General features: G+C 62.3%; 21 protein-coding genes and 2 pseudogenes. 10 read left to right on the forward strand and 13 right to left on the reverse strand.

Annotation, left to right across the window (positions count from 1 at the left end; translation table 11 throughout):
• Positions 1–87: 87 nt before the first annotated feature.
• Together RMET_RS09495 and RMET_RS09500 are read left to right on the forward strand one after the other, a co-directional pair.
• The gene (locus RMET_RS09495; RefSeq protein WP_011516626.1) at positions 88–1,632 is read left to right on the forward strand and encodes an acetolactate synthase large subunit; all 1,545 of its coding nucleotides are present in this window, start codon (positions 88–90) and stop codon (positions 1,630–1,632) included.
• Positions 1,633–1,793: 161 nt separating this feature from the next.
• The gene (locus RMET_RS09500) at positions 1,794–2,183 is read left to right on the forward strand and encodes a tautomerase family protein (protein ID WP_231138473.1); all 390 of its coding nucleotides are present in this window, start codon (positions 1,794–1,796) and stop codon (positions 2,181–2,183) included.
• On the opposite strand, the gene RMET_RS09505 is transcribed toward RMET_RS09500, so the two are convergent.
• A complete protein-coding gene (locus RMET_RS09505; protein WP_011516628.1) occupies positions 2,143–3,048 on the reverse strand; it encodes a LysR family transcriptional regulator in 906 nt (301 codons plus the stop codon). The two genes, RMET_RS09500 and RMET_RS09505, sit on opposite strands and share 41 nt — an antisense overlap.
• Before the next feature lie 103 nt (positions 3,049–3,151).
• On the opposite strand from RMET_RS09505, the gene RMET_RS09510 reads away from it, so the two are divergent.
• Positions 3,152–4,567: an aldehyde dehydrogenase family protein gene (locus RMET_RS09510; RefSeq protein ID WP_011516629.1), complete on the forward strand. Its 1,416-nt coding sequence runs from the start codon at positions 3,152–3,154 to the stop codon at positions 4,565–4,567.
• A 29-nt stretch (positions 4,568–4,596) separates the two neighbouring features.
• On the opposite strand, the gene RMET_RS09515 is transcribed toward RMET_RS09510, so the two are convergent.
• Positions 4,597–6,309, reverse strand: a complete 1,713-nt coding sequence (locus RMET_RS09515; RefSeq protein ID WP_011516630.1) for a thiamine pyrophosphate-dependent enzyme — start codon at positions 6,307–6,309, stop codon at positions 4,597–4,599.
• Between the two features lie 577 nt (positions 6,310–6,886).
• Here RMET_RS09515 and RMET_RS09520 point away from each other — a divergent pair.
• Positions 6,887–7,789 (forward strand): LysR family transcriptional regulator, encoded by a 903-nt coding sequence (locus RMET_RS09520; protein WP_011516632.1) that lies wholly within the window; start codon positions 6,887–6,889, stop codon positions 7,787–7,789.
• Positions 7,790–8,012: 223 nt separating this feature from the next.
• Here RMET_RS09520 and RMET_RS09525 read toward each other — a convergent pair whose 3' ends face one another.
• Entirely contained in the window at positions 8,013–8,753 is a 741-nt protein-coding gene (locus tag RMET_RS09525) for a helix-turn-helix domain-containing protein (RefSeq protein ID WP_011516634.1), read from the reverse strand.
• Positions 8,754–8,907: 154 nt separating this feature from the next.
• On the opposite strand from RMET_RS09525, the gene RMET_RS09530 reads away from it, so the two are divergent.
• The 3 genes from RMET_RS09530 (at position 8,908) to RMET_RS09540 (ending at position 11,621) form a co-directional block, all read left to right on the forward strand.
• A complete protein-coding gene (locus RMET_RS09530; RefSeq protein ID WP_011516635.1) occupies positions 8,908–9,537 on the forward strand; it encodes a YebB family permuted papain-like enzyme in 630 nt (209 codons plus the stop codon).
• Entirely contained in the window at positions 9,534–10,271 is a 738-nt protein-coding gene (locus RMET_RS09535; protein ID WP_011516636.1) for a sterol desaturase family protein, read from the forward strand. The genes RMET_RS09530 and RMET_RS09535 overlap by 4 nt, the downstream gene beginning before the upstream one ends.
• Before the next feature lie 453 nt (positions 10,272–10,724).
• On the forward strand, positions 10,725–11,621 hold the full coding sequence (locus RMET_RS09540) for a hypothetical protein (RefSeq protein WP_011516638.1): 897 nt from the start codon (positions 10,725–10,727) through the stop codon (positions 11,619–11,621).
• 397 nt (positions 11,622–12,018) lie between these two features.
• Here the strand turns inward: RMET_RS09540 and RMET_RS09545 are convergent, their stop codons facing one another.
• From RMET_RS09545 to RMET_RS09585, 9 genes are all read right to left on the reverse strand, one after another.
• Complete coding sequence (locus RMET_RS09545; RefSeq protein ID WP_011516639.1) at positions 12,019–13,086, reverse strand: LacI family DNA-binding transcriptional regulator; 1,068 nt, start codon at positions 13,084–13,086, stop codon at positions 12,019–12,021.
• A 56-nt stretch (positions 13,087–13,142) separates the two neighbouring features.
• Entirely contained in the window at positions 13,143–14,120 is a 978-nt protein-coding gene (locus tag RMET_RS09550) for a tripartite tricarboxylate transporter substrate binding protein (RefSeq protein WP_011516640.1), read from the reverse strand.
• A gap of 45 nt (positions 14,121–14,165) precedes the next feature.
• Positions 14,166–15,281: a porin gene (locus RMET_RS09555; RefSeq protein WP_011516641.1), complete on the reverse strand. Its 1,116-nt coding sequence runs from the start codon at positions 15,279–15,281 to the stop codon at positions 14,166–14,168.
• A gap of 112 nt (positions 15,282–15,393) precedes the next feature.
• Complete coding sequence (locus RMET_RS09560; protein ID WP_008651613.1) at positions 15,394–15,744, reverse strand: cupin domain-containing protein; 351 nt, start codon at positions 15,742–15,744, stop codon at positions 15,394–15,396.
• Positions 15,741–16,718, reverse strand: a complete 978-nt coding sequence (locus RMET_RS09565; protein ID WP_029310194.1) for a quinone oxidoreductase family protein — start codon at positions 16,716–16,718, stop codon at positions 15,741–15,743. The genes RMET_RS09560 and RMET_RS09565 overlap by 4 nt, the downstream gene beginning before the upstream one ends.
• A 27-nt stretch (positions 16,719–16,745) precedes the next feature.
• Positions 16,746–17,630 (reverse strand): beta-keto acid cleavage family enzyme, encoded by an 885-nt coding sequence (locus RMET_RS09570; RefSeq protein WP_029307802.1) that lies wholly within the window; start codon positions 17,628–17,630, stop codon positions 16,746–16,748.
• A gap of 28 nt (positions 17,631–17,658) precedes the next feature.
• Entirely contained in the window at positions 17,659–18,408 is a 750-nt protein-coding gene (locus RMET_RS09575; RefSeq protein WP_011516644.1) for an SDR family NAD(P)-dependent oxidoreductase, read from the reverse strand.
• Between the two features lie 67 nt (positions 18,409–18,475).
• Positions 18,476–19,414, reverse strand: coding sequence for an intradiol ring-cleavage dioxygenase (locus RMET_RS09580; protein ID WP_011516645.1), 939 nt, complete (start codon positions 19,412–19,414; stop codon positions 18,476–18,478).
• Between the two features lie 198 nt (positions 19,415–19,612).
• Entirely contained in the window at positions 19,613–20,146 is a 534-nt protein-coding gene (locus RMET_RS09585) for an antibiotic biosynthesis monooxygenase (protein WP_231138472.1), read from the reverse strand.
• Between the two features lie 313 nt (positions 20,147–20,459).
• On the opposite strand from RMET_RS09585, the gene RMET_RS09590 reads away from it, so the two are divergent.
• Entirely contained in the window at positions 20,460–21,158 is a 699-nt protein-coding gene (locus RMET_RS09590) for a hydrolase (RefSeq protein WP_008651604.1), read from the forward strand.
• 204 nt (positions 21,159–21,362) lie between these two features.
• Here the strand turns inward: RMET_RS09590 and RMET_RS09600 are convergent.
• Positions 21,363–21,821: pseudogene (locus RMET_RS09600) on the reverse strand (response regulator transcription factor); the annotation flags it as partial.
• Between RMET_RS09600 and RMET_RS09605 the strand changes: the two are divergent.
• Both RMET_RS09605 and RMET_RS09610 read left to right on the forward strand, forming a co-directional pair.
• A pseudogene (locus tag RMET_RS09605) lies at positions 21,813–22,436 on the forward strand (hydrolase); the annotation flags it as partial. The pseudogenes RMET_RS09600 and RMET_RS09605 overlap by 9 nt on opposite strands.
• Positions 22,437–22,581: 145 nt before the next feature.
• On the forward strand, positions 22,582–23,235 hold the full coding sequence (locus RMET_RS09610; protein ID WP_011516649.1) for a DsbA family oxidoreductase: 654 nt from the start codon (positions 22,582–22,584) through the stop codon (positions 23,233–23,235).
• Positions 23,236–23,247: the final 12 nt, after the last annotated feature.

A 23,247-nucleotide genomic window follows, 5' to 3' on the forward strand; every position in this document is an offset into this window, starting at 1 on the left:
CCGTGCTCGGTTGCACAACCTCGTTGCCCTGCTACGAAACCGCGGTGAACGAGGATTCGATGGTGGTTCGATTTCGGAGTGTCAAGCATGAACGGTGCGGAAAGTCTGTTGCGTTCGCTGGTGGCGTGTGGCGTGGAGGTGTGTTTTGGCAATCCGGGCACGTCGGAGATGCATTTCGTGGCGGCGCTCGATGCGGTGGATGGCATGCGCCCCGTCCTTGGCCTGTTCGAAGGCGTGGTCACTGGCGCGGCCGACGGCTACGGTCGCATGGCAGGAAAGCCTGCCGCCACGCTGCTGCATCTGGGTCCGGGCCTGACCAATGGCCTGGCCAACCTGCACAACGCGCGGCGCGCATCGAGCCCGATCGTCAACATCGTCGGCGACCATGCAGCCTCTCATTCACGCTACGAGGCACCGCTGACTTCCGATATCCAGGGATTCGCGCGGCCGGTATCGCAATGGATTCACGCATCCGCAAGCGCGCTGACGGTTGGCGCCGACGCCGCGCGCGCCGTGCAAGCGTCGATGGAGGCACCCGGCCAGGTGGCCACACTGATCCTGCCTGCGGATACCGCCTGGAGCCAGGCCGATACCGTCGCGGCGCCGCTGCCGCTGCCGAGTCGGGCGCCGGTAAGCGGCGCCACCATTGCGAACATCGCCGCGCTCGTCCAGCGTGGCGTGAAGACGGCGTTCCTGCTGCGCGGTGACGCTTTGCAGGAACGGGCCCTGCACGCCGCAGGCAAGATCGCTGCGAAGACGGGTGCCCGCCTGCTTTCCGATACGTTCGCCCCGCGCCTGCAGCGTGGCGCCGGGCGTGTGCCCGTGGAGCGCCTGCCGTACTTCGCCGAGCAAGTCGTGGAATTCCTGGCTGGCACCGAATTGATCGTGCTGGTCGGCGCGCAGCCACCGGTCAGCTTCTTCGCCTACCCGGACAAACCAAGCTGGCTGACGCCGGAAGGATGCCGGCTGGCGGTGCTCTCCCATGCGCACGAGGACGGCACCGGCGCGCTGAAAGCGCTGGCCGACGTGCTCGGCGCAACAGGTTCGATCGCGGGGCACAGCGTACGCAAGCACATGGAGCCTCCCGCCAGTGGCTCCCTGACCCCCGAATCGATCATGCGCAGCGTGGCCCGGCATCTGCCCGAGCACGCCATCGTCACCGAGGAGTCGGGCATGGCGATGGCGTACTACGGCCTGACCGAATCGGCCGCGCCGCACGATTTCCTGACCCTGTCTGGCGGGGCCATCGGCAGCATGATGGCGCTGTCGATCGGTGCCGGCATCGCCTGCCCGGATCGCAAGATCGTCAACCTGCTTGGCGACGGCAGCGCGATGTACACGGTGCAGTCGCTGTGGACGCAGGCTCGCGAGCAGATCGACGTCGTGAACGTCATCTACGCGAACCGCGGCTACAAGATCCTGAACAACGAACTGAAGCGCGTCGGCGCGTCACAGGACGGTGCACGCGCCGCGTCGATGTTCGATCTGCAAGATCCATCGCTCGACTGGGTGGCACTGGCCGCGGGCATGGGCGTGGAAGCGGTCCGTACGGTCTCGGCCACGGACTTCGACGCCGCGTTCGCTTCCGCGATGCAGCGCCGCGGGCCGATGCTCATCGAGGCGCTGATCTGAGCGCGATGCACTGGAGCCATTCGCGGGCGGCGAATCGAACCTGCCGATGCGAGCCCCGTATCAGCCCGAATCGGAAGCAGCGATCAACGGCCTCGTTGCCGGCTGACCCACACCCTTTCATCGACCGAAGAGAATCGATCATGCCAATGACCCACGTATCCATGCGCAAAGGCCAGCCTGCGGCGTTCCGCGCCGCGGTGTTGGAAGCCATACACGAGTCCCTGCAAAAATCGCTCGATGTACATCCGGAGGCGTTCTTCATGACCATCAGCGAACACGAAGATGCGAACTTTCACGCCAACATGACGTATCCGTTCGTGCGTTCGCCAAACCTTCTGCTCATCCAGATCACGCTGACGGCGGGCCGGTCTACCGGCGACAAGCAGCGGTTCTATCGCAATCTCGTCGCACGGCTCGAGGCCGGTTCCGGCATCAAACCGGCCGACGTGTTCATCAATCTGATCGAAGTCGCCAGCGAGAACTGGTCCCCCGGAAACGGGCTACCAATCGCTACTGCGCTTCAGCCAGACGCAGCTCATGGACCAGGCTGACAAGCGCGCGCAACCGTGCGGGCACGAAACGATGGCCTGAGTAATAGAGTCTCAGCCCGCCAAACGACGGGCACCACGGAGCCAGCACGGGCACCAGGGCACCGGTCTTCAGTTCGTCTTCGATGAACCACTCGGAGATAAAGCCGATGCCCAGTCCGAGCAGTAGCGCCTGCCTGATGGCCGGCATCTCGTTGAGCGCAATGCGAACGGGCAAGTCCATCTGCAACTTCTGCCCCTTGTGCTCCAGCTCCCACTGATAGATGCCGCCGTGGGACATGCGCATGCCGATGCTCCGATGCTGGAGCAGATCGCGTGGGTGTCTGGGTGTACCGTGGTGTTCCAGGTATGCAGGCGTTGCCACCACAAGCATGCGGACGTCGCGCGAAAGGGGCACGGCGATCATGTCTTGCGGGACGGATTCGGCCAGGCGGATGCCTGCATCGAACCCTTCTGCCACGACGTCGATCATGCGCGACTCGCTCACGATGTCTATCCGCACATCGGGATAGCGCTGCGCGTACACGTTGAAAAGCGGCGCCAGCAGCAAATTTGCCGCGCCCTGCGGCGCATTGATGCGCAGCGTGCCACTGGGCACGTCCGGGCCGCTGCCGGCTTCCTCGCCTGCGCTCTTGATTGCCGCCAGCGCGGGGGCAATGCGTTCCACATACCGCAAGCCGGCGTCAGTCAGGGCAACGCTGCGCGTCGATCGATTGAACAGACGCACCTTCAGGCGCGCCTCCAGTCCAGCCACCGCGCTGCTCACGGCGGTGGTGGACATGCCCAGCTCCTGCGCGGCACCACGAAAGCTGTTGCGGCGCGCCACGGCCAGCACCGCTTCCAGTTCGGTCATTCCTGTTCTGTGCATGGATTATCCTGAATTTAAGGATGCATCATCAACCATAACACTGCTTATCAGAACAATAAACCAATCCTAGACTACGTGGCATCCCACTCGAAGAGAGGTCATCATGCAACGCATTGCGCATATCTATATCAACGGAGAATTCGTCACGCCGCACGGCGACGAATGGTTCGATCTCTACAACCCGAGCACCGAGGAAGTCATCGGCCAGGTGCGGCTGGGTGATGCGCAGGACGCGCGGCGCGCCATCGCGGCGGCCCAGGCGGCGTTCCCCGCCTGGTCGCGCACCACACGCGAGGAGCGCATCGCAGCCCTGCACCGTATGCACCGGGCCGTGGCAGCGCGTGAAGACGAGTTGATGGAAGCCATCCTGCTGGAGTACGGCGCACCGCAGGTGCGTGGACGCTGGATGGCAACCTACCCGGCCGATGTCATTGCTCAGGCAATCGACACACTGGAGTCCTTCGCCTTCGAAGAGCATGTAGGCTCGGCCAAGGTGATCCAGGTACCTGTCGGCGTTGCCGGCCTGATCACACCATGGAACAGCAATGCGGGCTTCATCTGCAACAAGCTGGCCACCGCGCTAGCGGCAGGCTGCACGGCGGTCATCAAGCCCAGCGAGATGAGCGCAATGCAAACCCAGATCGTGGCCCAGGCGCTACACGAAGCCAGCCTGCCCCCGGGGGTGTTCAATATCGTCAACGGCCGAGGCGAGATCGTCGGCGAGGAGATTGCGCGCAATCCTGGCGTCGCCAAGATCTCGTTTACCGGCTCATCCGCAGTCGGCCAGCATCTGGTGGTCACCGGTGCGGAGACCATGAAGCGCGTGACCCTGGAACTGGGTGGCAAGTCGCCCACGATCGTGCTGCCCGACGCAGACTTTGCCACCGTCATGCCGCTGGTACTGCAGGCCGGTTTTGCCAATAGCGGCCAGGCTTGCATTGCCGGGACGCGTATCCTCGTGCCGCGCAACCGCCTGACCGAATTCGAGCACATCGCAAAGGAGGCGGTATCGCATGTCCGATCCGGAGATCCACGCGATACCGACACCGACATCGGCCCAATGGTGAGCCAGAAGCAATGGGAACGGGTGCAGAACTACATCCGTATCGGACAGCAGGAAGGTGCGACGCTGCTGGCCGGTGGCGAAGGCCGGCCCGATGGCATGCATGCCGGATGGTTCGTGAAGCCCACCCTCTTCACGCATGCCAACAATCAGATGCGCATCGCGCGTGAGGAGATCTTCGGCCCCGTGCTCACAATCATCCCCTACGACGATGAGGCCGATGCGATCGCCATTGCCAACGACACGCGCTATGGCCTGAGTGCCCTGGTGCTGGGCACGAATCTTGAAAGCTGCGAACGTGTGGCGCGCCAGATCGATTCAGGCCGCGTGCTTGTCAACACCTTGGCCCACGAGCCGCGCGCACCGTTTGGCGGCTTCAAGCATTCCGGGCTCGGGCGAGAGATGGGCCGATGGGGCATGAGCGCGTACCTGGAGCCCAAGACGTTGCTTACCTGAAGCAACGCTTGGGTCCGACGCTTGGGTCTTCAGCGGAAGTTCTCGCGCACCATTTCCAGTACATCCGCGCCGCGTCCGTTGAGGATGGCGCGCACGGAGTACATCGCCATGCCGATCACGGGGCCGGCTTCCAGGAAGGGTGGCTTGACCAGTTCCAGCGGATTGACGATGACATTGAGAAGCGCAGGGCCGGGTTGCGACAGCCACTCCTGCACCGACGCGTCCAGCTCAGAGGCCTTGCGCACCGTCTTGCCCCAGAGGCCGATGGCCTCCGCCACCTTGCCGAAGTCTGGGTTCTTCAGTTTCGTAAAGGTGTCGAGCATGCCCTCGGCCTTCTGCTCGATCTCCACGAAGCCAAGCTTGCTGTTGTCGAACACCACGATCTTGATGGGCACCTCTTCCTGGATCGTGGTGAGCAGTTCGCCGAACAGCATCGTAATGCCGCCGTCGCCGCACATGGCGATGACCTCGCGATCGGGGCATGCCTTCTGCAGGCCCAGTGCGCTGGGCAAGGCGCTCGCCATGGTGCCGTGCAGGAGGCTGCCGAAGATCTGGCGTTTGCCGTTGGCGTCGAACAGACGCAACGCCCACACGATCGGACTGCCATCGTCAGCGCAGATCAGCGCATCGTCGGCGGCGTGCTTGTCGATGATTGACGCGAGGTACGAGCCGGGAATGCTGTCGTTGTGGCCCGGGATGAGAGGCTTCCTTGCCGCTACCATCGCTTCGGCATAACGCTTGATGTATTTCTCCTGGAATGACGCGTCCTCGTGCTGGTCCAGATGCGGCAGCAATGCCTGCAGCGTAGTTTGGATGTCGCCTACCGCGCCCAGCGTGATGGGGTGGCGTCGGCCCAGATGCGTTGGGTCGATGTCGATCTGCACGATCTTTGCCCCATCGGGATAGAACTGGCGCCACGCAAAATCCGCGCCGAGCAACAGCAGCGTGTCGCATTCGAGCACCGCGTTATAGCCGGCTTCGTTCCCCAGGATGCCCGTCATGCCGATGTTGTACGGATTGCCCGGTTCGAGCCAGTTCTTCGCGCGCGAGGTATGGGCGACCGGCGCCTTAAGCCTTTCCGCGACGGCCATGATCTCGGCGAGCGCCTGCTCGCAGCCGGACCCCGCATAAATGGCAGTCTTCCTGCCGGCATTCAGGACCTCTGCGATGGCTCCGATCTCCGCGTCATTCGGCCGGATGGATGGACGACTGTGGTGAACGCGATAAGGGAAGTCCTCCTTCACTTCGCCATGTGAAATGTCCACCGGCACGATCAACACGGCAACGCCGCGCCTGGTCAGTGCGGTCTGACAGGCCATCGCGGTTTTCCTGCGGGCCTGTTCGGGCGTCAGGATCATGTCGCAAAACACCGAGCATTCCTTGAAGACCGACTTGAAATCCACCTCTTGAATGAACTCGAAGCCCATCTCGCTCATCGCTACCTGACTGGCGATCAGGACAACCGGAGCGCGATTGCGATTGGCCTCGTACAGGCTGTTGATGAAGTGCAGACTGCCTGGGCCGCAGCTTCCGGCGCACGCTGTCAGGTTGTTGGTGTATAGCGCCTCAGCGCCTGCCGCGAAGGCGCCCGCTTCTTCGTGACGAACACCGACCCAGTCGATGGAACTTCGATCGAGGTGTTCGGCAATCAGGTTGAGGGTGTCGCCGACAATGCCATAGCAGCGCTTGACGCCAGCCTGTTCGAGTACCTCTACGATGATCTCCGCAACTTTCTTGCCCATTCTTATCTCCTCTACGCTGGAACTGGAAAGCTGGCGAGGGTGCTCTTCGCCATCTTGACACCCCTATGGCCCCGGAGATCGACGAACATTCTTTGGTTCGCCAGTGGAAAGCCGACCTTGCTGTGCCTAACGTCCGTCGCTCGTGAAAGCCAGGCCGCGCTACTGCGTCAGATCCGTGACATGCCGAGAGCATCGGGGCAATCCGGAGCAGCGCACGGGGCAGCTGCTCCAACCCACCTGTCGCACCTACGACGACGGTCCCCTTCACGGTATCGCAATGCGATCGGCGGTGCCTTCGCCGGCAATGTTGGATGGCATAAGCTAAGAGTCAATTGTGACGCCCGAATCTATCGGCGTTGCGGGACTGACAACGGCCTGGAGCGCCAAGGCACAGTTCATCAGTTATCAGCGTGTACAGGCAAGGCGCAGTCCAAGTCGTCGTTCATTCTCGCTAGCAACCTGGGCTTTGGGTTGGGGCGCCATCGTTTTGCCCACGCCGGACGTTTCGAGTTTAGATAGCCTCATCCGATGCGTCCAAGACCTACTATTTATCTGTCCGATACTCTTGAGGCATGAAATGGAACTGAGGCATCTGCGCTATTTCGCGTGCGTTGGCGAGGCGGAGCACTTCGGGAGAGCAGCGAAGCTACTCAAAATCGCGCAGCCAGCGCTTTCGCGGCAGATCCAGGATCTGGAAGCGGAGTTGGGCGTCGCGCTCTTCGATCGCTTGCCGCGCGGGGTACGGCTAAATGCTGTGGGACGCTCATTTCTCGACGACGCTCGTCGTATTCTGCGCGAGGTGAATGAGGCGAAGCTTCGGGTGGAGCGGATCGCCGCCGGTCAAACCGGAACGCTGCGAGTGGGATTCGGTGAAACCCAAGCGTGGCATGGTGCCGTACCTGACTCGCTGCGCGCGTTTCGTGAACAGCACCCGACTGTGGAACTTGAACTCCATGCCATGGCTTCCAGTCGTCAGGTTGATGCGGTCAGCTCGGGAAACCTGGACGCAGGATTCATCTTCAGCTTGACAAAGCCGCCTTCGGAGTTCGCGCATCGAAAGGTCGCCCGGCACAAGCTGGTGCTGGCCGCGCCGAAGGATCATCCCATCATGTCGCTCGACAGCGTGCGATTGCGCGAACTCCGCGATGTTCCCTTTATCTGGTTCCATCGATGGGTCTATCCACGCTTCCATGATCGCTTAATCCGCGCGTGCCTTCGCGACGGGGCTCTGGCGCCACAAATTGTTCAGCAGGTCACAGATCACGCGACGATGCTGAGCTTGGTATCTTGTCGCCTCGGTGTCGCCTTCGTCAGCGAGGCGACGCGGTGGCAGTGCCCGGCGGGAGTGGCCCTTCGCCCTGTCGACGACTTGAACTTTTCGTTACCGTTCTATTTGATCTGGAAGAAAAACAATTCCTCGACACTACTGCGTGAGTTTCTGGAGAACGTCTGGACGGTAACCAATGCGCGTGATAGCTGACGGCAGCGTCTTGTGACCGCGATTAGCGAGAATTGCCGCCACCTCGAAGCTGTCGGATGTCTCAGAAGGGTCGCTATACAACGTTCGCGCGTCCAACAGCCAGTTGACCCAGAGAACTGGAGAATCAGCCCACATAGCTGCCGCCTCGCCCCCAATCTACGTCGGAAGCCCGAGTACTTCCGCTCGATTTCGCTGCGGGAGCCATATGGCTTACAGCGCCCTCTTACCGAGGCCGTTGGCGCAAGCTCGCAAATCCGGTTGGCTCCCACTCCCGCGTGGCCAGGAGCATGCCGATCCCACGACGCTGCGCCAGAGGCGCAGACGCGGACTCATCGTGTAATAGCGCAACACGGGCCCGAAGCCGTTGCAGTTCCAACCGCAGTTGCTCAAGCGCCGGGCCCGTCAACATGGCGTGCGCAAACTCCATGGTCTGGCCCGGCGCATTAAAGGGGCTGTCGAGAAAGTCGTTCAGCCCCTCCTCCCTGAAGAAATGACGAATCGGGCCATCAGGCAGCCAGTCAAAATCGCGCATGACGCGCAGGCGGATCCGGTCGCCGGGCAGGAGGGTAATCAGACCCATTCGGTCAAGCACAAGAAGCCGCTCCACACACTCCGCACGGGTGATCTGGTAAGCAGCGACGATCTCTTCCGCCGACCAGTGGTTTAACGCGCAGACTGCAACCAGCAGCAGCTTGCGGTCTAACACCAGTTGCGCCTCCTGTTCCCGGGTAAGCCGCCGCAATACCGGCAGAGCGGCGGCGGCCTCCTGTGTCAGTTCGGCCAACGTAAAGCCAAGAAGCGTGGCGAGCTGGGCTAATCGGTCCAGGTTCAGCCGTTCACTGGCGAACAGCCGCTTGACGCTGGCTTCGGATAGGGCGAGTGCTTGCGCGACATCGCGATAGGTCAGCCCTTGCGCCTTGAGCTGGCGCTTGATTGTGGCGACGAGTTGTTCAACCTCGCTCATGGTTCTCCCCCGAACGCTAGAAGGAATCGGAGTCACGTATCAAATTTTGATACTCGACGGCCGTCCAATCGCCACTCTGGCAGAGATTTTCACATTTTGCGATACCCCATGCGATGCTGTGTCCATCGATATAGCGCTGCCAGGGAGATCAATCATGCAGATCGATTCCAACGTTCTGGACCTTGCCACGACGCTCCAGGTTGGCGATATTGTCTTTATCCGCGTTCGAGCCCGCCCCTTTCGTGAAGTTGCCACCGCCACGGCCTCGTGGACAAATCACGTCGGCATCGTAGTTGCCAACTCGGGAACCGGAACGTCGATAGCGGAAAGCACGTTCCCGCTCAGTCGAACCACCTCCCTCAAACGCTTTGCTGCGCGCTCCGAACATGGGCGAATTGCCATTGCGCGGCTGCGGCAGCCGCTGACGGCCTCGCAGCAACTCCGACTGTCTGAGGCCGTGCGCCACCGCATGGGCATCTGGTACGACACTGGTTTCAACCTTCACTCGCGACGCCAGTTCTGCTCTCGTTTCGTGCGAGAAGTGCTGGCGGAGTCAGCCGACATCGGTGTCGGCGAAGCTGAGACATTCAAGGCACTGCTGGCGCGTCAGCCTGACGCCGCGCTTGGCTTCTGGCGGTTGTGGTACTTCGGCCGGATTCCATGGGAACGGGAGACGGTCACACCTGCCAGCCTCCTTTGCAGCCCCGCACTGGAACTGCTTTTCGATGGCACCGTCCAGCCAGCGCATGCTGCTGCCAACCGGTCCGGAGGAGCACAAGCATGATTTCCGTCATTCTTATCGTCTTTGCTTGCTGCTTCGTACTGGAGCGCATTGCGCCGAGCTGGCCCCTGCCGCGCGTGCGCACATGGCCTGTTCGAGTCCTGCTGGTCAACGCCGTCCAACTCGGTGTTGTGTTGCTCGCCGGCATGAGTTGGGAACGGTGGCTGGCATCGTGGTCGCTGTTCCGCCTCTCGGACCATGTTTCGCCGGCCGCCGGGGGGCTCCTCGCCTACTTCATCGCGACCTTCGTCTTCTACTGGTGGCATCGCTGGCGCCACGAGTCGGACTTGCTCTGGCGCCTGTTCCACCAGATCCATCACAGCCCGCAACGGCTTGAGGTGATCACGTCGTTCTACAAGCACCCCGCTGAGATGGTTGTCAATTCAATAATCGGCAGCCTGTTGGTCTACACGTTGCTTGGCCTGTCGCTTGAGGCGGGCGGCGTCTATACGCTGTGCACTGCGTTGGGTGAATTCTTCTATCACACCAATGTCAGGTCGCCACGTTGGGTCGGATTTGTGTTCCAACGGCCAGAAATGCATCGCATCCACCATCGTCATGGGCATCACCGGAACAACTACGGTGACATCACCTGGTGGGACATGCTCTTCGGCACCTATGAGAATCCGGCCGAATGGCGGGACAGTTGCGGCTTTGATAACAACCGCGAACAGCGGCTGACGGAGATGCTGGCCTGGCGTGATGTCCATGCTGATAAGCGGCCGGATTCGCGGTGATATGGACTAGCGGCTACAGCAGACTTGACCCGGGTCGTCCACGAATAGAGTCCAGCAATGCTCCCACAGCGGCGTGATTGGGCCCGCCATGCTGAACATCGCGGAGGAAGCCGGGCGAACAAGATCGGCCAGAAGCCGACGACGAGCAGCCGGCGGGCGAGTGTCGCGTCTGAATCGCGGAGCGGCCGTTGTATTCACTCGGCCGATTTCGAAGCATTGGGTGCCCCAGTCCTCGCCACAAAGCCGCAGCCTGTAGCGTCGCCGAAACACCCCGGCTCCCTGAAACTGGTAGCCAATACTGGCCTTCCCTTTGGGCCAATTGAGTCGCCCATCAAGACCGGATAGGTTGGGAAGCGGGACATTTCGTGTCCAGAGGCGGCCAGGCTGCCTCATTCATTCACGGCATCGCGCAGCGGCTGTGTGACAACAATACGATCATCGAAGGCGTGATCAATGGAATTGGTGCAACGGGGACGTCGTCTAGGTAGGAGCGATATCGAGGCGCGAATTTCGAGGCTCCGTGGGAAACGTATCGGCGTCGCTATCCTCTTTGCTATCGCTACTGGCTCGGGGCATGCCGAATCGCCGGACGCGGGTGGATGGAAATTTGCGATCGCACCCTACCTCTGGTTACCCAACGTGAGCGGCGCTTTCAGCTTCTCCGGAAACTCCTCAACAGGAGGGGGTAGGCTCGACCTGGGAACCGGGCCGGACAGCTATCTCCAGAATCTGCAGTTTCTTCTGATGGTGCAGGCGGAAGCCAGTAAGGGGGACTGGGCGATCATCGCTGATGGGGCATACCTCGACTTCAGCCACCAACAAACCACCCTCAATGCCGTCGGCGCAGGGGGCGGTGGCGCGGTTGCCATCCCTCGCGAGTTGGCGACGAGTACAAGCAGTAGCCTGAGCGGTGGGCTGTTCGGACTTGCCGCTGCCTATACCGCGCTGCGATCGCAATGGGGAACGGTCGAGCCACTCGGCGGGCTTAGATACCTGAACCTCAGCGCCAGTGCGAACTGGACACTATCCGCCACGTTCACGCAGCAAGGCGCGACTCTGGCGACGCAGGGAAGCCTGTCGCAGACAGCGAATATCTGGGATGGAATTATTGGTGTTCGCGGTCGATTACGTCTCGGAAACCTTGATAGATGGTATGTGCCGTACTACGTCGACGTCGGGACCGGTTCTTCCAGATATACCGTGCAAGCGTCCGGTGGCGCGGCCTATGCGGCAAGCTGGGGAGATGTGCAATTGACCTATCGCTACTTGACGTATCAACTCCGTAGCGGCGACCTTGTCCAAAGGCTCACGCTGAAGGGCCCCATGCTAAGCGTGGCCTTCCGCTTCTAAATAGTCGTTTGCCATCAGCGTGGCTTGACGCCCCACCTCAGGGACTGCCAATCAAGCAGTCCGGTGTTATCCCTGCAATGGCCGTTCAAACGATTCCATGTCTAATGACCGCCTAGGCGTCGGTAGTCGCCTGTGACACGCGTTGGTGGCTCGCTATCAGCCCCGGCAAGCCGAAATGTCCAAATACGGAACGGCTCCGGCCAGTTTATCCAGCACGTCGGCCGTCTCATAAGGGTCGGTTAGAGACGGCCGCCATTGCACGACGACGTCGGCCTGAATTGGATTGAGCGATGTGCCAAGTGCTAACGGCGTTTGGGACCTCCAAGCTGGTAGCTACCAGCTATTGCCTTCTAACGGCAACTCAGACTGATGATGCGCCGATGCTGGCTGTAGCCGCTTAGCGCGGCGCGGCCGTCGAACCACGCACGACGAGTTCGGGCGTCAGCGAGACGGATACCACTGGCGCCTCCGGCTTGCCGATCTTCTTGAGCAGCAGCGTAGCGGCCTGCTCGCCCATCTCGTGCACGGCAATACGGATCGTCGTCAGCGGTGGGGTCAGCGCATCCACGAACGGCATGTCGTTGTGCCCGACAACCGATACGTCATCCGGACAGCGGATGCCGTGCTCGCGCAAATAGTCATAGCAGCCCATCGCGACGAGGTCGTTGCCGGCCGCGATCGCGGTCAGGCCCGGCAATGCCTGGAACAGTTCGGCGCAGGCTTCACGTCCGGCCTCACGGGAGTAGCTGACGGCCTCCACCACCGCGTAGTCGTCGCGGCGCAAGCGATGGCGCTTGACCGCCTGCAGGAAGCCTTCGCGGCGCTGCTGGCCAGTGGACGTGGTCTCCGGTCCGGCGATATGGCCGATGCGGCGATGACCAAGCTTCACCAGGTGATCGACAGTCAGCTGCATCGCCAGCAAGCCATCGCTGACCACGCACGATGCGCACCCCGTCGGCTCACCCCGGTTGACCATCACCACCGGGATGGAAAGCTTCAGGCAGTAGTCGAGGATCGGGTCGTCGCGCTCTGCTGTGGCCAGCACCAGTCCTTCCACCTGCCGCCCCATCAACTGGTCGATGACGAACCGCTGACGCGACTTGTCGGCGCCGGCATTGACGACGATCGGCACATAGCCGTCACGCGCCAGCACCGATTCGATACCAGCAAGGATCGGCGGGAACACCGGGTTGGCAATATCGGGCAGCACCACGCCGACCAGTCCGGAACGCTGCGTGCGCAGGCCGGCCGCGATCCGGTTCGGCCGGAAGCCGCGCTGCTCGGCCAACTGCAGGATGCGTGCGGCCACCTCGTCGGCCACCAGATGCCGCGTGGCCGGATTCATCACGCGCGAGACGGTGGAGTAATGGACGTCAATCTCGGCAGCCAGGTCTTTGAGAGTCAGGCGTTTGCGCTCGGGCATGTTGGCAGCGGGCGGTGCGATTACGGGTTGGCGATGCGCCATTCTAGCGCCTGCGATCGGCACGCCCGTGCCCGCTTGCTGCCAGATGGCGGCCCCGGCTACTGCCCCGCCGTCACCCCCGACTGCCGCACCACTGGCGCGAGCTTGCCGATCTCCACCTGGATATAGCTGGCGAACGCCTGCGGTGTGCTGCGGCGGGGCTCGGCACCCTGTGCAGCCATCCTCTCGCGCACGTCTGGCGAAGCCAGCACCTTGCCGATCTCCGCGTTTAGCGCATCGACGATTTCCTTCGGGGTACCCGCCGGCGCCAGCACGCCGAACCAGGAATCGAAGGCGTAGCTTGGCAGTCCGGCCTCCGCTACCGTCGGGATATCGGGCAGCACGCTCGTGCGCGCGGGCGTGGTCACTGCCAGCGCGCGCAGCTTGCCTTGCTTGACAAACGGCATGGCGGAAAGCGTCGGCGCGAACATCATGTCACCGCGCCCGGCCATGACATCGGTCAGAGCCTCGCCAGTGCCCTTGTACGGAATATGCACGATGTCGATCCCGGCCTGCATCTTGAACAACTCGCCGCTCAGGTGCGTGGAACTGCCCGATCCCGCCGAGTCGAAGTTCATCGCGCCCGGCTTGGCCTTCGCCGCCGTCACCAGATCACGCACCGACTTGTACGGACTCGCCGCGTTCACTACCAACACGTTCGGCACCGATGCCACCAGCGAGACCGGCGCGAAATCCTTGACCGTGTCATAGCCGAGCTTCGGGTAGAGCGTCGCATTGATGGCGTGGCCCACCGAGACCAGAATAAGGGTGTACCCATCCGGCGCCGACCGGGCCACCGTGGTGGCGCCAAGCGTGCCGCCCGCGCCAGGCCGGTTGTCGACAACGATCTGATACGTGCCGCCTTCGCCCATCTTGGTGCTGATGATGCGCGCCAGTATGTCGGTGGCGCTGCCGGCCGAGAACGGCACGACCAGCCGAATCGGCTTGCTGGGATAGTGCGGCGGCGCAGCCGTCGCCATGGTCGATGCCATTACAAGGGAAAGCATGGCGCCAAGCGCCTTGAAACGTCGAAGCATGATATGTCTCCTCGCGATGCGTGTGCGGGTGCGGGTATTCGAACGTCAGAAGAAGTGACGCATGCCGAGCGCCACTGTTTGCGGGTCAGCGCCAGCCTTGATGCCGAGCTGGTTGATTGCGAAGTCGTAGACCGCGTTCTTCTTGTTGTTGATGCGGCTGTAGTACGCGAACAGCGCCGTGCGCTTCGACAGCGGATAGTCGTAGCCAACCGTGAACTGGATAGCTCCCGTCTCGGCGCCACTGCGGAAGTAGCCAATCGTGCTGGTCGACGACCCTGTCCCGTTCGCGGCATATGCAACGCCAGCGCGCACACTGCCGGTACCTACCTGCTGCACCAGCGACGCGTAATAGGCGTTGCGCTGCAGGTCACCCGTATCGGTGCGGTAGTGCAGGTGCTCGTAGATCGCCGCAAGGCGCGTCCCCTGGAACAACTGGTAAGCGATGCCGAATTTCAGCGCATCGTCGTTGCGGCCCGCGGCCTGATAGTGTTGGTGGATTTCGTAGGCGACGGTGGCGTTCAGCGGGCCACGTTCGTAGACGGCAGCCATCGAGTACAGCGCCGGATTGCGCGGCACGGTGAGCTTTTCCTCTGGCAGCCCCCAGCCGAGCGAGACACTGACGCCGGCCAGTGACGGCGAACGGTACTGCACGATGTTCTTCTGACGCCGGTCGAACGAACTGGTGTCCTGCACGTTGTCGGAGCTCGAGGTCGATCCGTTGCCGATCAGCGCCATGTAGCCGGCGGTGGTCGGGTAGTACGGGTCGTAACCCATCGTTGCCTCGGTGTAGGGCGTGGTCCAATGCCCCATGAAAAACAGGCCATAGTCGCCCTGCAGACCGATGCGCGAATTGCGTCCCGCGATCTGTCCCTGCCCGGTATCGATCGACAGGTTGCTTTCGATCTGCCACACCGCCTTCAGCGATCCTCCCAGATCTTCCTCACCGCGGAAGCCGAACACCGAACGGTTGTTGGTCTGGCGCACCACGCTGCCAAGCGACGTGCCATTCGTCGAGGTACTGGCGCTCGAATACTCGATGGCTGTGTTGAGCCGGCCATAGATCGTCACGTTGGTTTCCGCGCTGGCGTCGGCGACAAAGCCGGTCGCCATGACGACCAGTGGCATGACGTGGCGTCGGCGCAGGTGCAGTATCGGGGGCATCTTTTTGTCTCCAGGTTTTTTTATGTTCTTCTGATGCCCGCCTCGGGCCGCATAAAGCGCAAACGTTTGCATTCCGGGGCGGACGAGGACTTCAAGGGTCAACTGCTTAGGGTTATGGATTGACAGCTTTCGGATAAGGCATGGCCAGCAGCAACATCGCTGGCCGATTGCCAGGGTTGGATACCTGGCGCCCCTCTCCCGGCGCCAGCCGCACCGAATCGAACTGGCCGAGCGTGACGCTCTCCCCGGGCGTCCGGATGCATACCTCGCCTTCCAGCACCACGTAGTGCTTTTCCACGGGCGAGGCATCCATGGACGTGTGGCCGCCCGGGAGGATCACGGACACGCCCATCCACAACGCCTCGGACGGCCCAGCTTCGTGCCCCTGCAAGCGCAGGCAGTGCATACCTTCGTGATTGGCTGGGAAATAGGCCGGCGCCTGTGCGAACCGGGTGGTGTTCATGGCTTGAGCACCACGCGCTCGCTCGCGCCCTGCAGTACCGCGCGATACGCCTCCCGGGCATCCGCAAGTGCATACGTGTAGTCGTCGAGTACCGGGAATGGCTTCAACGCACCGGAGGCGAACATCGGGGCGAGCGCATCCAGGATGTTGGCGCACGCCTGGCTGTCCAGTGCGAGCGTATCGACGCCGACATACGTGTGTTGGCCGCGATAGAACGCGAAGATGTCGAACGGTACAGGCTTCTCGATCGTCGAGATGAAGATCTGCGTGGCACCAATCGCCATGGCCAGATTCGCTTGTTCGAAGTACGGGCTGCCCACGGTGTTGTAGACGATGTCCGCACCATGGCCGCCGGTCTCGGCCCGCACCACGTCGGCAATGCCTTCACGGCTGGCGTCGATCATGCGCACCGGACCGCTTGCGTGGCCGCGATACGGCTCGGCGCCACGCTCGACGGCGAAGACACGCGCGCCGAGCGCCGTGGCGATCTGGATCGTGGCCTGCCCCACCTTGCCGTTTCCACCGCCGACCAGCACCACGCTGCCTGCCTTCGGCATGCCCGCGCGTCGCAAGCCTTCGTACGCGGTGATGAACGGCACACCCACCGCACCCGCTTCCAGCAGCGACAGCGTAGCCGGCTTGGCGCGCACCGATTGCGCGTTGACGCGCAGGTACTTGCCATGGGTGCCGTCGCGGCGGATACCAAGCTCGCCGCCGCTGCCCCATACCTGCTGGCCCATGAGCGCAGCCGGCCCATCTATGACGACGCCTGCGTAGTCTCGCCCCGGGGTACGCGGCCAGACCGCGTGGGGCATCAGGCCGAGCGTCGCCTTCACGTCGCTCGGGTTCACCCCGGCGCTGGTCACTTCGATCACGCATTCGCCATCGGCAGCCTCGGGGCGTGGCACCCCCAACAGGGTGAGATCGAGTTCGTCGATGTTCGCGGCTTTTCGTTTGACCTGGATAGTGTTCATGATGATTGGCATGCAGTAGAGAAGGAATCAGACTTCGCGCAGTCCGAGCGTGCGGCGCGCATCGGCGGATGAAGCGATGTCGCCACCGAGCGACTTCACGATGTCGCGCGCCTTGGCGACCAACGCGGCGTTGCTCGGCGCCAGCACGCCTTTTTCGAGATAGATGTTGTCTTCCAGGCCGACTCGGACGTGGCCACCCGCCAGCCAGGCCTGCGCGACGATCGGGAACTCCGCGCGGCCGATGCCGAACGCCGACCAGTGCGCGCCCGGTGGCAGCATGTTGCGGGCGTAGAAGATCGTTTCCGGCGTGGGTGCGAAGCCATACTTCACGCCCAGCACGAAAGTCCACAGCCCCGGGCCTTCAAGCACGCCATCACGCATGAAGTCGAGCGCCATGTTCAGATCGCCTGAATCGAAGATCTCGAGCTCCGGCATCACGCCTGCGGCGCGAATCACCTCGGCCATCTTGCGGACGTTGCCCGGCGTGTTGATCACCACGTCGGCGCCCGAGTTCATCGTGTTGAGGTCGAGTGAGCACACGTCGGGACGCAATGCGGCGATGTGCTCGACGCGCTTGAGCGGATGCAGCAGCGTGGTACCCGCCGCAGCCACGCGCGGCTCGTCCTCGTCGGGCACAAAGCGCCCGCCGGGGCCCGTGGTCAGGTTGATGATCAGCGCACGGTTGCGCGCGCGGATGCGGTCGATCACGTCGGCGTAGTAATCGAGACGCATCGACGGCTTGCCCGTTTCCGGATCGCGTACATGGATGTGCGCGACGGCAGCGCCAGCGTCGGCCGCTTCGAGCGCGGCGTTGGCGATCTGTTCCGGTGTGATGGGCAGACCGGGATGCTGGTCTGGCTTGACGATATTGCCGGTCACCGCGCAGGTGATGATGGTCTTGCGTGCGTGCATGGATACGTTGAACTGAGAAGAAAAGGAATCAGCCGAGCTGGCGCCCGCCATCGACGACGATGGTGGTGCCCGTGGCAAAGCGAAGCGATGTGGCGCACGCGACGATGGCGTCAGCCACGTCCTGCGCCTGGCCGATCCGCCGCAGCGGTGTGGTCTTGGCCGCGCGTTCATTGAAGCTGCTATCGCGGCCCGGTACGAAGCCGGTATCCACTACGCCCGGAGAAACATTGAGCACGCGGATTGCTGGGGCGAGTGCACGGCCCAGCGACATTGCCATGACGTCGAGACCCGCCTTGACCGCGCAGTACGCAACGTTGCTGCCTTGCCCGGTGCGCCCCGCGATCGAGCCGACGTTGACGACCAGGCCGTCGCCGTTCGCGCGCAGCAGTGGTGCGAACGCGCGAATCGCGGCGAACTGGCCGCGCCAGTTGACGGCAAACATTTCGTCGATCAACGCATCGTCGAGCGCATCGAGATCGGCATGCGGAATCGCACGTGTGAAGCCCGACGTGTTGACGAGGATGTCGACACGTCCGTAATGATGCTGGACGTCGTCCGCAAGCAGCCGCAGCGTGGCGCTGTCGCCGACTTCTGCATGAGCAGCCAGGTGATTGCCGGCCGGCAGCGTGGCGACGGCGCTCGCGGTGCGGTCCGCATCGCGTCCGGTCAGCACCACGCTGGCGCCGATCTCTGCCAGCGCATGGCCTGTGGCGAGGCCAATGCCGCCGGTGCCACCGATGATCACGGCGACTTTGCCGGATAGGGAATGAATAGGCATGTTCAGTTGGATGAATGGAAGGTCGTGATAAACGTTGCGACGGTGGAGCGACGGGTTCGTCGGTCCATCAATCGATCGGCGGACGCGGGAACGTCTGAACGCCCGGTTCCAGCGTGAAATCAAATGCCAGCGTGTAGAACGGCGCGGGTATGTCGCCCCACGGGCTGCGTCCCGCTTCCACCTGCTGAAAGCGGCCAACGAGCTGGCGATGCACGCCGAACGTGACATCGGTTTCGAGAATGTCGGAGTCGTCGGCAAACACCTGCGTCACCAGCGTGCGATAGCCCGGCGCGGCGACGATGAAATGGATATGCGCTGGGCGATACGGATGGCGAAACTGCGCTGCCAGCAGTTCGCCGACCGGGCCGTTGGTGGGCACAGGATAGCCGGCCGGGCGCACGGTGCGGAAGTGATAGCCGCCTTCCGCATCGGTCTGGAACAGTCCGCGCAGATTGCGGTCCGGCTGGTTCGGGTCCTGATTGTCGTAGAGCCCGACCGGCGACGCCTGCCAGACTTCGACCGTCGCGCCGCGCAATGGCGTGCCGTCGGTCGCACGCACGGTGCCGCTGACGAACAGTGGCAGACCCGGTGCGTCGTCCTGCACCACGCAATCGCCGCACTGGTAACGCGGCGCATTGGCGCGATAGAACGGCCCCAGCAGCGCGCCCGGGGTACGGCCACCCACTGTGCTGTTGTTCATCGTGGTCACCAGTGTCGACAGGCCCAGCACGTCGGCGGCGAGCACCACCTCATTGTTGGTGGCGTGCGTGGCGTGGCCAAGCGCGGCAATGAACTCGAGCCCTAACTCAAACTCCTCGTCGGTCGGACGCACTTCGCGCAGGAATTCGTGCAGATGCCGCACCAGCGCCGCCATCACGGTGCGCAGGCGCGGATTCTCCGTTCCCTCCATTGCACGCCTGACAACGTCGGTCACCGACCATTCGTCGTCGATCAGGGCCAGGTCTTCAATGGATTGCGGCGTCGATCGAGATTGCATCGTCTCCATGGTTTCTTCCTTCTTCTCATGTTTTTGCAAACGTTTGCATTATGGACACCGAATCGTGAAGATCAAGCAGAATTTTTCGTCCGCAGGAACCCGGAACGTCACAGCGACCCGGAAAATCCAATCAAATCAACGGATACGGTGCGTGTCAGGCAAAACCCGTAGTTGACCGATGGGAGGCCGCCTAAACCGTCAGCGCCCTCACTTGAACAGCCAGCGCGCCACAAGCCGGGTATAGCGTGGCATCACCACGTAGACCATCAGGAACACGATTGCCGCCGAAACGACGGCCTTGTCGGCAAACGAGTCGCGGGCGAAGCCGAGACGGGCGAGCATTGGCACCACCCCCAGCGGAACAACAATGCTGAGCGGCAAGATCGCGCTCCACGTGACAAGCCACTGCTTCCACGCGGTCGGCACTTTGACCGGTGCGTGCTTCGGCGTGAACCAGAAATCGAGACCTGTTCGGATCTCGTATCGATCGCCCTGCCGCAGCGACGACTGCATCCGCGCAATATGCTGCCGGCGCTCATCGGATTCCATCCAGGCATTCAGGCTTTTGAAGTCAGCGAAACGGACGATCGTCGCGTATTCACGGCTCTTGCCGACCGGGCGGATCACGTCGGTGCTCAGGTAGCCTGGAAACCTGGAGCAGGCGACACGGATGTCGGCGAGCCACGTCTCATACTGCCCGGCGGCGCCGGGCTCGACCTCGTGAACAATGATGCTGGTCACGATGTCCTGAGGGTTGAGGGTTGTCGTGTTCATCTCGCTCCCAATGGATAGAACTCAGTCGCTTTTGAAATGCGAGAGCGCGTCAGGGCTTCAGGACCGCGCATGGCATGCGGTTCGACCTCGCGCCCATGGTTTCACCGCCCAATTCCAAAGATCAAAAAATTTGAACAACACTTACAATCCAGATCGGATGTTTGTGCGCTCGCCATCGCTATAGTTCTGCACATGGACAGCGCAACAACGCAACGAACTGAAAGCGGCGCTGCCAGACCAAGAACTCAAATTCCTTGAATAAAACTTAGTGGAGAGCACCATGTCGAACGCCAAACTGGAAGTCCTGACCCCGCGCAACAGCCAGCTGATCATCATTGACCACCAGCCGCAAATGGCCTTCGGCGTCCAGTCGATGGACCGTCAGACCATGAAGAACAACGTTGTGGGCCTGGCCAAGGCTGCGAAGGTCTTCGACGTGCCGACCACCATCACCACCGTCGAAAGCGAGTCGTTCTCGGGCTACACCTACCCGGAACTGCTCGACGTGTTCCCCGGCAAGCAAACCCTGGAACGCTCCTCGATGAACTCCTGGGACGACCAGAAAGTACGCGACGCGCTGGCCGCCAATGGCCGCAAGAAGGTAATCGTGGCCGGCCTGTGGACCGAGGTCTGCAACACCACTTTCGCGCTCTCCGCCATGCTTGAAGGCGACTACGAAATCTACATGGTGGCCGACGCCTCGGGCGGCACCACCAAGGAAGCGCATGACTACGCCATGCAGCGCATGATCCAGGCCGGCGTGGTACCGGTGACGTGGCAACAGGTTCTGCTGGAATGGCAACGCGACTGGAAGAACCGCGAAACGTACGACGCGGTGATGGCCGTGGCCAAGGAACACTCAGGCGCCTACGGCATGGGCATCGACTACGCCTACACGATGGTTCACAAGGCCGCGCAACGCACGGCAACCCCACACGCATCGATCGCGCCCGTACACGCACCGGTGATCGAGCGCTGAAGCATGCCCGCAGCCAGTCATCCCACGGAGCACACAAGATGAAATCAGATCGAAGCGTGGTCAACGGCGCCCTCCTGCTGGGATGCTGGCTGGCGGTCAGCACATCAAGCGTGGCGGCCGCAACGCTGGTCGCCCGGACGCTGATCGCCTGAGCATGTCAATCGCGCGGGGGAACCCTCTCCCGCGCAACGTCCTGACAATCGGTCAGCGATCGGCCCTGCAGATACCGAGCTGCTGCGCCAGCAATACCAGATCAGCAAACGTGCGCGCCCGCATCTTGCGCATCGCCTGCCCGCGGTGAATCTTGACGGTAACCTCGCTGATGCCGATCTCGCCCGCAATCTGCTTGTTCAGCAGTCCTGTCACGGCCAGTCCCATGACTTCGGATTCGCGTGGCGTGAGTGTGGCGTAGTTCGCCCGAATCTCATCAACCTTGCCAACCGCCTGGCGGCGCAAACGGTCTTTCTCCAGCGCGGCGGATACGGCGTCCAGCAAATCCTGGTCGCGAAACGGCTTGGCCATGAAGTCTTCGGCCCCGGCCTTCATGGCTGCGACGCTCATGGCGATGTCTCCGTACCCAGTCATGAAGATGATCGGAATATGAATGCCCATCTGCCCCAGCCTGGCCTGCAGATCCAGTCCGCTCTGGCCACGCAGCCGCAGATGGCGTTCGGCATTCAGTCCATTGATCGTCAGACGCTGAAGAACAATGTGGTCGGCCTTGCCAAGGCCGCCAAGATCTTCAATATCCCGACCACCATCAGCACCGTGGAAAGCGAGTCGTTCTCGGGCTACACGTTTCCAGAGCTCCTTGACGTGTTCCCGAACGCGAAAACACTCGAGCGATCATCGATGAACTCCTGGGACGACCAGAAGGTGCGCGATGCGCTGAAGGCGGCCGGCCGCAAGAAGATCGTGGCTGCCGGGCTGTGGACCGAGGTGTGCATTACCACCTTCGCCCTGTGCGCCATGCAGGACGCCGGCTATGAGTTCTACGTGGTTGCGGATGCCTGTGGTGGCAATACCCGGGAAGCCCATGACTACGCGATGCAACGCATGATCCAGGCCGGCGTGGTGCCGGTGACATGGCAGCAAGTACTGCTCGAATGGCAGCGCGACTGGGCGCATCACGACACCTATGATGCCGTGATGCAGCTCGTGAAGGAGCACTCCGGCGCCTACGGCATGGGTGTGGACTACGCCTACACGATGGTCCATAAAGCCGCGCAACGGACCGCCACGCCGCACGAATCGCTCGCACCCGTACCGGCACGCTGAAGGTGGACTGACACACGGCTGCCTTGTCGGCAGCCGTGCCTTGCATCGAGCGCAACGCTGGGTTGCGCGGCGTCCCTATTCAGGAATCCGGGCGCGTGCCTTACCTTTGTGTCATCGCCATTTCGCTTCAGGACTGGAGCGCTCCATGACACCGATAGACATCATCATCACTTACGACTTCATTTGCCCCTGGTGCTGGATCGGGCATCAATCGCTGAAGGCCGGCATCGAGCAGGCTGGCATGGCTGGCCGATTCCGCTCGCAATACCAGCCTTACGAGCTCAACCCGGACATGCCGAAACCCAGCTCGAATCGCAAGGCATATCGCAGCCGCAAGTTCGGCAGCTGGGAGCGGTCCCAGGTGCTGGATGCGGAGGTTGCGGCGGCTGGGAAACGCGTGGGACTTGCATTCAACTACGACCGGATACTGGTCACGCCGAATACACGCCTGGCACACCGCCTTATGCGCTACGTACTGGACCAGGACGCCGCACGCGCGGATGACTTGTTCAGCGCAGTGATGGAAGCCTATTTCACACGCGGACAGGACATTGGCTCTCTGGACGTGCTGGTAGACATCGCGGTTTCGATCGGCTTCGACGCAGCCGGCGTGCGCGAGTATCTGAACGGCTCGGCCGGGGAAACGAGCGTCGTGGCCCAGGAACTACAGGCCCAGTTCGATGGCGTCCGTTCGGTGCCCACATACCGGGTCGGCAACCAGCGTATCACCGATGGTCAACCGCCCCAACATTTCGCCCGCGTCTTGCAGGCTGCTGCCGGCGAAGTGGAGAACATGTAGCCCCGGGGGGCG

Origin of the sequence: Cupriavidus metallidurans CH34 (assembly GCF_000196015.1) — a bacterium.
Taxonomy (GTDB): Bacteria; Pseudomonadota; Gammaproteobacteria; order Burkholderiales; family Burkholderiaceae; genus Cupriavidus; species Cupriavidus metallidurans.